Here is a 12,236-nt window from a genome sequence, read left to right on the forward strand (position 1 = left end):
CTGCAGGCCGGAGCGCATCCGTCGAACACCTGAGCGCCCGGCCGCGGCGTACTTCGGCCGCTTACGCGTCGCCTTCGGGCGTGCCGGACTTCAGCAGGATGTGCTTCGCGATGCCGCGCAGGATGTTGACCTCCTCGCGCTCGAGGCCGGTGCGCGCGAACAGGCGCCGCAGCCGCGGCATCAGCTTCTTCGGGTTGCGCGGGTCGAGAAAATCGAGCGCGACCAGCGCATTCTCGAGGTGCGCGTACATCCGCTCGATCTCGTCGCTCTGCGCGAGCGTGCCGACCTCGGGCTGCGCGTCGCGCGGCGACTCGCTCCCCTGCTCCAGGAACGCGACACGCAGTTCATACGCGAGCACCTGCACGGCCTGCGCGAGGTTCAGCGAACTGTAGGCCGGATTCGCCGGGATATGCGCGAGCGCGCTGCACTGCTCGACGTGCTCGTTCGCGAGGCCCGTGCGTTCGTTGCCGAACACGAGCGCGATGTCGCCGGTGCCGACCTGCGTGTGCGCCTGTTCGGCGGCCGCGCGCGGCGCAAGGCGCGGCGGTCCGTATTCGCGCGTGCGCGCGGTCAGCGCGATCGACCAGTGGACGCCGGACAGCGCGTCGCCGAGCGTGGGCACGACGTGCGCGGACGCGAGGACGTCGTCCGCACCGCTCGCCATCGCGATCGCCTCGGGGTCGCTCTGCACGTGCGGCACGCGCGGCGCGACCAGGACGAGCCTGGAGAAACCCATCGTTTTCAGCGCGCGGGCGGCCGCCCCGACATTGCCGGGATGGCTCGGCTCGACGAGCACGAAACGGGTGGAAGTGAAGCCGCCGGACAGCGGCGGGGACGAAGCCGCGCCCGATTCGGACGGCACGGCGGGGTTCTGCGGGGTTTCCACTACATACGACTCGGTTCGTCAGAATGGCAGTATGGTATCGCCATCGCCCCGGCAAACCCACTCGTCCGGACGGCCAGTGGGGGTTTCCCCGCATCCCGGTCACCTGAAACTCCCGAAAATCGGGTAAAATCATGCGTTTACGCGCCGCACCCCGTGCGACGCGGGTCGTACCCTGCTCTTTGTCAATTCGCGTCTCATCTCGCCCGGCACGTTTTGCGCCGTTCCGGGCGGTGTGTTCCACTTCGTGGCGGCCCGTGCCGCCGGCTACAGGATCCAGGCTCATGCATCCCATGCTCAACATCGCTGTCAAGGCTGCGCGCCGCGCCGGACAGATCATCAACCGTGCCTCCCTCGACCTCGACCTGATCGAGATCCGCAAGAAGCAGCAGAACGACTTCGTCACCGAAGTGGACAAGGCCGCCGAAGAGGCGATCATCGAGACGCTGAAGACCGCCTACCCCGACCACGCGATCCTCGCGGAAGAATCGGGCGAATCGGAGAACGAATCCGAATTCAAGTGGATCATCGATCCGCTCGACGGCACGACCAACTTCATCCACGGCTTCCCTTACTACTGCGTATCGATTGCGCTCGAGCACAAGGGCGTCGTCACGCAGGCCGTCGTCTACGATCCGAACAAGAACGACCTGTTCACGGCCACCCGCGGCCGCGGCGCGTACCTGAACGACCGCCGCATCCGCGTCGGCCGCCGCGACCGCCTGGCGGACGCGCTGGTCGGCACGGGCTTCCCGTTCCGCGAGAAGGACGGCCTCGACGCCTACGCGCGCCTGTTCACCGAAATGACGCAGGCCTGCACGGGGCTGCGCCGCCCGGGCGCGGCCGCACTCGATCTCGCGAACGTCGCGGCCGGCCGTCTCGACGCGTTCTTCGAGCAAGGCATCAACGTGTGGGACATGGCGGCGGGCAGCCTGCTGATCACCGAAGCCGGCGGCCTCGTCGGCAACTACACGGGCGACGCCGATTTCCTGCATCGTCATGAGATCGTCGCGGCGAATCCGAAGATCTACGCGCAGATGATCCCGATCCTGAACCGCTACAGCTACATGCATCCGGCAGCGGAGTAAATCCGCGCCGCGCCCGCGCCCGTCTCAACACCGCCACGACTTCGTGGCGACCGTATCCGAATATTCATGTTACGGCTAAGCGAACTTAAACTCCCGCTCGACCACCCCGAGAGCGCCCTCGAAGCCGCGATTCGCGCGCGCCTCGCGGAGCTTGGCGTGGCGGCAGACGGGCTCCTCCGTTACACGGTGTTCCGCCGTGCGCACGATGCGCGCAAGCGCTCCGACATCAAGCTCACGTACATCGTCGATGTCGAGGTCAAGGACGAAGCGGCCGTGCTTCCGCGACTCGCCGGCACGCCGCATTGCGGCGTGACGCCCGACATGGCGTACCACTTCGTCACGAAGGCGCCCGAGCACGGCAACTTCCTGCGCCCGGTCGTCATCGGCATGGGGCCGTGCGGCCTGTTTGCGGGGTTGATCCTCGCGCAGATGGGTTTCCGCCCCATCATCCTCGAACGCGGCAAGGCCGTGCGCGAGCGCACCAAGGACACTTTCGGCCTGTGGCGCAAGAGCGTCCTCAATCCCGAGTCCAACGTGCAGTTCGGCGAAGGCGGGGCCGGGACGTTTTCCGACGGCAAGCTGTACAGCCAGATCAAGGATCCCCATCACTACGGCCGCAAGGTGCTCGACGAATTCGTCAAGGCCGGCGCGCCGGAGGACATCCTCTATCTGAGCCGGCCGCACATCGGCACGTTCCGCCTCGTCAGCATGGTGGAAAAGATGCGCGCGACCATCCACGAACTGGGCGGTGAAGTGCGCTTCGAAACCCGGGTCGAGGACATCGAGATCGATCAGGGCAAGGTGCGCTCGCTGACGCTGTCGAACGGCGAAACGCTCCGGTGCGATCACGTGGTGCTGGCCGTGGGCCACAGCGCACGCGACACGTTCCAGATGCTGCACGATCGCGGTGTGTATGTCGAAGCGAAGCCGTTCTCGCTGGGTTTCCGGATCGAACATCCGCAGGGGCTGATCGATCGCAGCCGCTTCGGCAAGTTCGCGGGCCACAAGCAGCTCGGCGCGGCCGACTACAAGGTGGTTCATCACTGCAGCAACGGACGCGCGGTCTACAGCTTCTGCATGTGCCCCGGCGGCACGGTGGTCGCGGCGACCTCCGAGCCGGGCCGCGTGGTCACCAACGGCATGAGCCAGTATTCGCGCGCCGAGCGCAACGCGAACGCGGGCATCGTCGTCGGCATCACGCCGGAGGACTATCCGGGCGGCCCGCTCGCGGGCATCGCGTTCCAGCGCAAGTGGGAAGAACGCGCGTTCGAACTCGGCGGCGGCGATTACAGCGCGCCGGGCCAGCTGGTCGGCGATTTCATCGCAGGACGGCCGTCGACGTCGCTCGGTTCCGTGGTGCCGTCGTACAAGCCGGGCGTGCGCCCGACCGACCTCAGCACCGCGCTGCCTGACTACGTGATCGAAGCCATTCGTGAAGCGCTGCCGCAGATCGACAAGAAGATCGCCGGCTTCGCGATGCACGACGCGGTGCTCACCGGCGTGGAAACGCGCACGTCGTCGCCGATCCGGATCCGGCGCAAGGACAATTACCAGAGCGTGAACGTCGAAGGGTTGTATCCGGCCGGTGAAGGCGCCGGGTATGCCGGCGGCATCTATTCAGCAGCCATCGACGGTATCGAGGTCGCGCAGGCGGTGGCGCTCGATCTGATGTCGGCGCACGCGTCCTGATATTGCCCGTCAGGCCCGGCGCACGAAGGTCCGTGCGCCGGGTGATCCAGCAGTATCTGCGCCCTGCCTGACAAGGTTCGCCACGCGAAGCTAGCCCCTCTTTGCGATGCGCCGCGGCCATTAGTGGTCAATGTGCCGAACACGGCCGGTGCCAGGCCAAATTTCGCTTTGGTATACTCCGCGGCCGAATTCTCCACGTTTCCACGAATCCATGACCGCCGCACAGTCGGACAACGCGTCATCTGATTTCATGCCGGCCGACCTCAGGCAAAGCGTGGTCACGCAGACGCTGCCGCACGCCCAGGTCGGCATCAGCCGACTGCAGACATCTCGTAGAAATATTGGCCGAACCGCGCCATACGAACTTGAAGACGCCGATCTCATCGTGTTGCAATTGCGCGCGTTCGGCGAACAGGAATTGTGGCTTGACGGACGTATTGCTCGTTTCGTCCCCTATGACGCAGGGACCGTCACGATTCACGACCTCGATCGCAGCTGGGTTTCCGACCTGAAGGGGGCGTTCGACTGCATCCATTTTCACCTCCCGCGCCGAACGCTGGAGGAGACAGTCGATGAAATCGGTGGCAGGCAGCGGCCCCAGCTTTACTTGCCGCCGCATTTGAGTGCGACGGATCCGGTCATCCATCGCCTGGGCCAAGCCCTGCTCCCCGCCCTGGCGCGGCCCGAGCACGCATCCCAGCTGTTTATCGACCACGTCGCGCTCGCCTTCCAGACGCATGTCGCGCGTCTGTACGGCGGCATCGGCGAGCGGCGGGAGAAGTCGACCGGCAAACTCACGGGGTGGCAGGAGCGCGTGGCGAAAGGCTTTCTGCTCGAACACCTTACCGGCAACATCTCGATCGCCGATGTGGCGAAAGCGTGCGGCCTGTCTCGTGGCCACTTCGTCAAGGCCTTTCATCGGACCACCGGGTTACCGCCCCATCGCTGGCTGATCAATCAGCGCATCGAACGCGCAATGATGTACATGCGCACATCGTCGGTGCCGCTGCAAATGATCTCGGATGCATGCGGCTTCGCCGACCAGAGCCACTTCACGAGAACATTCACGCGCGTGACCGGTGTTACGCCGCGTCGTTGGCGCATGGACAACGTTTGAGGAGCGTGGCCGACGCGGCTCTTGCGAGTCACATGAGCATCCGACCGACGGCCGCACCTGCAAAGTGACGGCAGTCAGCTGCACCGCACGAGATCGAATGACCGATATCGGCCATCAATCCGGTCGGTGCATGGGCGATCGGCGTCCCGCTTTCGCAAGCCGGTATCTCGTTGTCGTTCCGCTTACGGTCAACGAAATCCGTATTGAGATGATCCTCAATCTCGATACCGACGCCGAGAAGCGGAAATTGCCTGTGCAGAACTGCCACCCCTGACCGCCGGCAACTGGCCAAACGGCGAACTTCGCGCGTGCACATGGAAGCGACTGGTAAACTCGGGCAACCAAAGCAACAACTTCCTGCCTGACCTATGACCACGCTGTCGCCCGAAGCCTTCGCCGGCCATACTCCGATGATGCAGCAGTACCTGCGCATCAAGGCCGATCACCCCGACACGCTCGTCTTCTACCGGATGGGCGACTTCTACGAGCTGTTCTTCGAGGATGCGGAGAAAGCCGCACGCCTGCTCGACCTGACCCTCACGCAACGCGGCGCCTCGGCCGGGACGCCGATCAAGATGGCCGGCGTCCCGCATCATGCGGTCGAACAGTATCTGGCGAAGCTCGTGAAGATGGGCGAATCGGTCGCGATCTGCGAGCAGATCGGCGACCCCGCCACGTCGAAGGGGCCGGTCGAGCGCAAGGTCGTGCGCGTCGTCACGCCCGGCACGCTGACCGACGCGGCACTGCTGTCCGACAAGAACGACGTCTACCTGCTCGCGATGTGCACGGGCCACAACAAGCGCGGCGTCGCGGTCAACATCGGCCTCGCGTGGCTGAACCTCGCGAGCGGCGCACTGCGGCTCGCCGAGATCGAACCCGACCAGCTCGGCGCCGCGCTCGAACGCATCCGGCCAGCCGAAATCCTGACGGCGGACGGCGCGACCGACGCCGTGCCCGCGGGCGCCGGCGCGATCAAACGCGTGCCGGCATGGCACTTCGATATCGCATCGGGCACGCAGCGCCTGTGCGACCAGCTCGACGTCGCGGGCCTCGACGGCTTCGGCGCGCATTCGCTGACGAGCGCATGCGGAGCCGCCGGCGCACTGCTGCTGTACGCGGCCGCCACACAGGGTCAGCAATTGCGTCACGTGCGCAGCCTGAAGGTCGAGAACGAAACCGAATACATCGGGCTCGATCCGGCGACGCGCCGCAACCTCGAGTTGACCGAAACGCTGCGCGGCACCGAATCGCCGACGCTGTACTCGCTGCTGGACACCTGCTGCACGACGATGGGCAGCCGCCTGCTGCGTCACTGGCTGCATCATCCGCCGCGCGCGTCGGTCGCCGCGCAATCGCGCCAGCAAGCGATCGGCGCACTGCTCGACGCACCGGCGAACGCGAGCCTCGACGCACTGCGCAGCGCGCTGCGCCAGATCGCCGACGTCGAACGGATCACCGGGCGGCTCGCGCTGCTGTCCGCGCGGCCGCGCGACCTGTCGAGCCTGCGCGACACGTTCGCCGCGCTGCCCGCGCTGCGCGAGCGCATCAGCGCGATCGTCGCGAACGCGGATGCGCTTGCCCGCGTCGACGCGGCGCTCGCGCCGCCCGCCGAATGCCTCGACCTGCTGACCAGCGCGATCGCCCCCGAGCCGGCCGCGATGGTGCGCGACGGCGGCGTGATCGCGCGCGGCTACGACGCGGAGCTCGACGAACTGCGCGACATCTCCGAGAACTGCGGGCAGTTCCTGATCGATCTCGAGGCGCGCGAGCGCACCCGCACGGGCATCGCGAACCTTCGCGTCGAATACAACAAGGTGCACGGCTTCTACATCGAGGTCACGCGCGGCCAGACTGACAAGGTGCCCGACGACTATCGCCGCCGCCAGACGCTGAAGAACGCCGAGCGCTACATCACACCCGAACTGAAGACCTTCGAGGACAAGGCGCTGTCCGCGCAGGAACGCGCGCTGGCCCGCGAGCGCGCGCTGTACGACGGCGTGCTGCAGGCGCTGCTGCCGTTCATTCCCGAGTGCCAGCGCGTCGCGTCGGCGCTCGCGGAGCTCGACGTGCTCGCCGCGTTCGCCGAGCGCGCCCGCACGCTCGACTGGGTCGCGCCTGCCTTCACCGACGAAATCGGCATCGAGATCGAACAGGGTCGCCACCCGGTCGTGGAAGCGCAGGTCGAGCAGTTCATCGCGAACGACTGCCGGTTCGGCGCCGAGCGCAAGCTGCTGCTGATCACCGGCCCGAACATGGGCGGTAAGTCGACCTTCATGCGGCAGACGGCGCTGATTGCGCTGATGGCGTACGTCGGCAGCTACGTGCCCGCGAAATCGGCCTGCTTCGGCCCGATCGACCGGATCTTCACACGGATCGGCGCGGCCGACGACCTCGCCGGCGGGCGCTCCACCTTCATGGTCGAGATGACCGAAGCCGCCGCGATCCTGAACGACGCGACACCGCAAAGCCTCGTGCTGATGGACGAAATCGGCCGCGGCACGTCGACGTTCGACGGCCTCGCACTCGCATGGGCCATCGCGCGTCACCTGCTCGCGCAAAACGGCTGCTACACGCTGTTCGCGACGCACTACTTCGAACTGACGCAGCTGCCGGCCGAATTCCCGCAAGCGGCCAACGTCCATCTGTCGGCCGTCGAGCACGGCCACGGCATCGTGTTCCTGCACGCGGTCAACGAAGGCCCGGCGAACCAGAGCTACGGGCTGCAGGTCGCGCAACTCGCGGGCGTACCGGCGCCGGTGATCCGCGCCGCGCGCAAGCATCTCGCGTATCTCGAACAGCAGTCGGCCGCCCAGCACACGCCGCAGCTCGACCTGTTCAGCGCGCCGCCCGCCGCGGCCGACGAACTCGCGTGCGCAGATGCGCCGGCGCCGGCCAACGTCCCGCATCCGGCACTCGAAAAGCTGCGCGACATCGATCCCGACGACCTCAAGCCGCGCGAGGCGCTCGACCTGCTGTACGAACTGCGCACGCTCGTCCGCTCGCACGATGTCGACGGGCACGCGTAAACGCCTCCCGTCGGGCCGGCCGGCCCGCGCCGCCGCAGCCGCACTGGTCGCGGCGACGCTCGCGCTCGTGCAGGTGAGCACGCTCGCGGCACCGCCCAAGCGTGCCGCCGCCCCCTACTCGTTCGCGATCGTGTCGGGCGTCATCAACGCGCCGGCCGACGAGCCGGCCGCGCAGCGGCTGTTCGAATCGATCGCGCGCGAGCGCAATCTGGCCTTCGTCGTCTATGCGGGCGACCTCAAGGGTGCGAAGGAAGCGTGCCGCGACTCGCTGTACACGCAGCGCGGCGCGATCCTGGACGCATCGCGCGTGCCGCTCGTGTTCATTCCCGGCCACGACGACTGGGCAACGTGCAACACGGCGGCCGGCGGCAGCTACGATCCGGTCGAACGCCTGGACTTCCTGCGCCAGACGCTGCTGGCGGACGCCGCGCTGCCCGACGCCGGCGCGCTGCAGATCACCCGCGAAAGTGAAGTCGCGCGGTTCCGGCCGTATCGCGAAAACGCGCGCTGGATGCACGACGACGTCGTCTACGTCGCGCTGAACGCACCGGCGCCGAACAATCACTATCTGACGGCCGGCGGCCGCAACGGCGAATTCGAGGACCGCATCGTCGCGAACGGCTTCTGGATCGACCACGCCGCCGAATACGCGAAGCGGCGCGAAGCGCGCGCCATGGTGGTGATGTTCGAAGGCGATCCGCAGTTCGATCGCTACGAGCGGACCGAACGCTTTGCGTGGTTGCGTTTCAACCGGCCGCGCGTGCGCGACGGCTTCCGTGAACTGAAACGAACGCTGGTGAAGGCGGCGGCGACATTCCGCGGCCCGATTCTGGTGATGCACGCGAGCAGCGAGCCGCTTGCGAATGGTTTCCTGATCGATCGCCCGCTGCATGCGGACGACGGTGTGCTGGTGGGAAATGTGACGCGTGTCGCGATCGGACCGCGTCAGCCGGCGAATCAGTGGGTGAAGGTCAACGTGTCGCCAGCACGGCAGACGATCTTCAACGTGAGCCTGCAGGACGTGCCGAAGAATCTGCCAACCCCGCCCGCGCTGCCGGTCGTGCCGCGCGACGAGGTCCCGCTGCCGCAGATGCCGGAGATCCCGGCCTTGCCGGCCCTGCCCGACTCGTCGTCGGTCGCGCCGCCGCTGCAGGGCGACGGCACGACGCCGGGCGGCGCCTCGTGGCCCGCGCCGCCCCCTGCCTCGGGGCCGGCGCCCGGCCTGCCCGCCAGTTCAGTGCAGGGTGCGCCCTGACGGTGCGTCGCCGTCCTCGTCTTCGTCCTCGTCGACGATTTCGAGGCCTTCCGCGCCGTGCGCGTGCTCATGCTCGATCTCGTCCTCGGTCGCTTCGCGAACGTCCTTGACCGTGAGCGCGAAACGCAGCGCCATGCCCGCGAGCGGGTGGTTGCCGTCGAGCACGACCTTGTCTTCGGCGATGTCGGTGACCGTGTAGATCAGCGAATCCACTTCCTCGTCGCCGTCTTCCGGCGTGCCTTCGAACTGCATGCCCACTTCGATCGGCTCGGGAAAACGATCGCGCGGCTCGATCTTCACGAGTTCGGGATCGTAGTCGCCGAACGCGTCCTGCGGCTCGAGCTGAACCTGCGCCTGGTAACCGGGCTCCTGGCCGTCGAGCTGTTCCTCGATCTTGGGGAACGTGCCATCATAGCCGCCGTGCAGATAAACCATCGGCTCGTCGCTTTCCTCGATCAGATTGCCTTGCGCATCCGACAGCTTGTAAGCGACCGACACGACGGTGTTTTTTGCGATTTTCATCCAATTCTCCCAAATACAAGTCTCATTATACGATGCGCAACCGGTCTCAAGCCGAACCGCGGGATGCCGCTGACGCCCCGCTCGGCGCGCCGCCTTCCGATCTTCCCACGCCGCTGCTCGGCGGCCTCTCGCCGGCGCAATTCATGCGCCGCTACTGGCAGAAAAAGCCGCTGCTGATCCGCCAGGCGATCCCCGGCGTGAAGCCGCCGGTCACGCGCGACGCATTGTTCGAGCTGGCAGCCGACTATGACGCCGAATCGCGGCTGATCACCCATTTTCGTAACAAGTGGCAACTTGCGCACGGCCCGTTCGAGCCGGGCGCGCTGCCGGCCATCTCGCGCAAATCCTGGTCCCTGCTCGTGCAGGGGCTCGACCTGCACGTCGACGCGGCGCGCGCGCTGCTCGACCGCTTCCGCTTCATCCCGGACGCGCGTCTCGACGACCTGATGATTTCGTACGCGACGGACGGCGGCGGCGTCGGCCCGCACTTCGACTCGTACGACGTATTCCTGCTGCAGGTCGAAGGCCGGCGCCGCTGGCGCATCGGTGCGCAGAAGGACCTGTCGTTGCAGCCGGACGTGCCGCTGAAGATCCTCGAGCATTTCGAGCCGAGCGACGAATGGGTGCTCGAGCCGGGCGACATGCTGTACCTGCCGCCGCACATCGCGCACGACGGCGTAGCGGAGGGCGAATGCATGACCTGCTCGATCGGCTTTCGGGCGCCGTCCGCGGGGGAGCTGGGCGCGCAATTCCTGTACTACCTCGCGGAACGCGGCGGCCTGCGCGACGAGCGCGGCGACGCGCTCTACCGCGACCCCAAGCAGCCGGCCGTCGACACCCCCGCGCAACTGCCGCCGGCGATGGTCGAGCGCGTCGCCGAGATCGTCGAGGCGATCCGCTGGCGCAAGCGCGACGTCGCCGAATTCCTCGGCTGCTACCTGAGCGAGCCCAAATCGAACGTCGTATTCGAGCCGCCGGCGCGGCCGCTGTCCGAGGCCGCGTTCGTCGCGCAGGCATCGCGCCGGGGCGTGCATCTCGACAGACGCGCCGCATTGATGTATAACGCGCGATCGTACTTCATTAATGGCGAGGAACAACCGCTCGAGCAAGCCGGCGAATGGCTGCCCGAACTGGCCAATCTCCGCCACATGGAGGCGAAACGGTTTGTAACACTATCCCGGGCTCCCTCGATGACAGCCTTGCTGCACGAATGGTATTGTGCGGGCTGGCTGCGGGTCGGATACCGGATTTAGTGGGCCGCCCCGTATGCCCGTGCAGATCAAATTCTGTATGGGAAAGACAACGTATTGACCCCGCATTTGTCGACGGTCGATAGGAAAGTGCATATAATTTCCGCCCAAGCCGTAGGGAAGATTCACGCTCTAGAAGTGCGTCTCCACCAGCGGCCCAGGTCGGTGTTGGAGCACATTACCGGTATTGTTTCGCGCTGTTGCTTACCTTTAACCATAAAAGGACGTGATCATGAAGAAATCCCTCCTCGTAGCTTCCCTGTTGGCTGCTGTTGCACTGGCTGCTTGCAACAAGAGCGCTGATCAAGCTGCTTCGTCGGCTGCTAGCGACGCATCGGCTGCTGCTTCGTCGGCTGCTTCGGCAGTTGCTGGTGCTGCGAGCGACGCTTCGGCTGCTGCTTCGTCGGCAACGGCTGCTGCGAGCGACGCAGCTGCTGCTGTGGCGTCGGCTGCTTCGGCAGCGACGGCTGCTCCGGCTTCGGGCGCAAGCCAGTAAGCCTCAGCATCAGCTGAAAAAAAACCGGCCCTTCGGGCCGGTTTTTTTACGTCTGTCGGTTCCGCGCATCGCACCCGGCAGGCAAGCAGGCCAAGCCGTCGCCCGCCCCTTCCCGCGTCGCTCTGCGCCCGCTCAACCGAGCGTCAGCCAGTCGAAGCCCGCGTCCTGCGTGGCCACGACCACGTCCTCCCCGTCCGTTCCCAGCACGCCGGCAAACGCCTGGCGGGCCAGCTCGGGCCGGTTGTTCTGCTGGCTCAGGTGCGCCGCGACCAGATGCTGGAGGCGACTGCGTTCGAGCGATGCGAGGATGCCGGCGGCGGCATCGTTGCTCAGGTGACCATGATTGCCGCCGATCCGCGCCTTCAGCGACTGCGGATAGCGGCTCCCGGCGAGCATCGCGGTATCGTGGTTGGATTCGAGCACCAGCGCGTCACAGCCGCTCAGGACGGTCGTGATATGCGGCGTGGCCATGCCGACGTCGGTCAGCACGCCGAGCCGGCGACAGCCATCCATGAAAACGAACTGGAGCGGTTCCCGCGCGTCGTGGGGCACCGTATAGGGCATCACGGCCAGATCGCGTATCGCGGCCGTCTCGTCGCCCCACAACACGTGGAGATCGACATCGGCCTCGTCCGCGCCCACTGCGCGCGCCGTGCCCCAGCTCATGTAGAGCGGCAGCGACCCGCGCCGCGCGAGCGTCAGCGCGCTGCCGACGTGGTCGCTGTGTTCGTGGGTGATGAGGATCGCATCGAGATCGTCGATGCCGAGATTCAGGCGGCCGAGGCGGCGCTCGACCTCCTTCGCAGAAAAACCGCAGTCGAGCAGCACGCGGGTGGTCGTCGTGCCACTCGACACCTCGACGACCAGCGCGTTGCCTTCGCTGCCGCTACCAAGGCTGGCGAAGCGCACG

Annotated in this window: 12 protein-coding genes; 8 read left to right on the forward strand and 4 right to left on the reverse strand. The window is 66.5% G+C overall.

Going from position 1 to position 12,236, the window contains the following annotated elements:
- Positions 1-61: 61 nt before the first annotated feature.
- The gene (locus DID98_RS03755) at positions 62-886 is read right to left on the reverse strand and encodes an RNA methyltransferase (RefSeq protein WP_124522115.1); all 825 of its coding nucleotides are present in this window, start codon (positions 884-886) and stop codon (positions 62-64) included.
- Positions 887-1,167: 281 nt separating this feature from the next.
- Between DID98_RS03755 and DID98_RS03760 the strand changes: the two genes are divergently transcribed.
- From DID98_RS03760 to DID98_RS03780, 6 genes are all read left to right on the forward strand, one after another.
- The gene (locus tag DID98_RS03760; RefSeq protein ID WP_044847980.1) at positions 1,168-1,971 is read left to right on the forward strand and encodes an inositol monophosphatase family protein; all 804 of its coding nucleotides are present in this window, start codon (positions 1,168-1,170) and stop codon (positions 1,969-1,971) included.
- A gap of 66 nt (positions 1,972-2,037) precedes the next feature.
- On the forward strand, positions 2,038-3,660 hold the full coding sequence (locus DID98_RS03765; RefSeq protein ID WP_124522119.1) for an NAD(P)/FAD-dependent oxidoreductase: 1,623 nt from the start codon (positions 2,038-2,040) through the stop codon (positions 3,658-3,660).
- A 211-nt stretch (positions 3,661-3,871) separates the two neighbouring features.
- On the forward strand, positions 3,872-4,777 hold the full coding sequence (locus DID98_RS03770) for an AraC family transcriptional regulator (RefSeq protein WP_124570256.1): 906 nt from the start codon (positions 3,872-3,874) through the stop codon (positions 4,775-4,777).
- Between the two features lie 97 nt (positions 4,778-4,874).
- Positions 4,875-5,051 carry a hypothetical protein gene (locus tag DID98_RS35710; protein ID WP_185640823.1) on the forward strand — a complete coding sequence of 59 codons (177 nt, stop codon included), beginning with the start codon at positions 4,875-4,877 and terminating at the stop codon, positions 5,049-5,051.
- A 94-nt stretch (positions 5,052-5,145) separates the two neighbouring features.
- Positions 5,146-7,803: a DNA mismatch repair protein MutS gene (mutS, locus tag DID98_RS03775; RefSeq protein ID WP_124570257.1), complete on the forward strand. Its 2,658-nt coding sequence runs from the start codon at positions 5,146-5,148 to the stop codon at positions 7,801-7,803.
- Positions 7,784-9,058 (forward strand): hypothetical protein, encoded by a 1,275-nt coding sequence (locus DID98_RS03780; protein WP_124570258.1) that lies wholly within the window; start codon positions 7,784-7,786, stop codon positions 9,056-9,058. Before mutS ends, DID98_RS03780 begins: the two co-directional genes overlap by 20 nt.
- Here DID98_RS03780 and DID98_RS03785 read toward each other — a convergent pair.
- A complete protein-coding gene (locus tag DID98_RS03785) occupies positions 9,038-9,580 on the reverse strand; it encodes a peptidylprolyl isomerase (RefSeq protein ID WP_044847987.1) in 543 nt (180 codons plus the stop codon). The genes DID98_RS03780 and DID98_RS03785 overlap by 21 nt on opposite strands.
- A 32-nt stretch (positions 9,581-9,612) precedes the next feature.
- Here DID98_RS03785 and DID98_RS03790 point away from each other — a divergent pair, with 32 nt between their 5' ends.
- Together DID98_RS03790 and DID98_RS36575 are read left to right on the forward strand one after the other, a co-directional pair.
- Entirely contained in the window at positions 9,613-10,833 is a 1,221-nt protein-coding gene (locus DID98_RS03790; RefSeq protein WP_124488292.1) for a cupin domain-containing protein, read from the forward strand.
- A gap of 54 nt (positions 10,834-10,887) precedes the next feature.
- Positions 10,888-11,133 carry a hypothetical protein gene (locus tag DID98_RS36575; protein ID WP_011657350.1) on the forward strand — a complete coding sequence of 82 codons (246 nt, stop codon included), beginning with the start codon at positions 10,888-10,890 and terminating at the stop codon, positions 11,131-11,133.
- Between the two features lie 20 nt (positions 11,134-11,153).
- Here DID98_RS36575 and DID98_RS35715 read toward each other — a convergent pair whose 3' ends face one another.
- Both DID98_RS35715 and DID98_RS03805 read right to left on the reverse strand, forming a co-directional pair.
- Positions 11,154-11,336, reverse strand: a complete 183-nt coding sequence (locus DID98_RS35715; RefSeq protein ID WP_185500420.1) for a hypothetical protein — start codon at positions 11,334-11,336, stop codon at positions 11,154-11,156.
- 122 nt (positions 11,337-11,458) lie between these two features.
- Positions 11,459-12,235, reverse strand: a complete 777-nt coding sequence (locus DID98_RS03805) for an MBL fold metallo-hydrolase (protein ID WP_124488293.1) — start codon at positions 12,233-12,235, stop codon at positions 11,459-11,461.
- Position 12,236: the final 1 nt, after the last annotated feature.

Source organism: Burkholderia sp. Bp8984 (genome assembly GCF_003853755.1).
GTDB lineage: Bacteria > Pseudomonadota > Gammaproteobacteria > Burkholderiales > Burkholderiaceae > Burkholderia.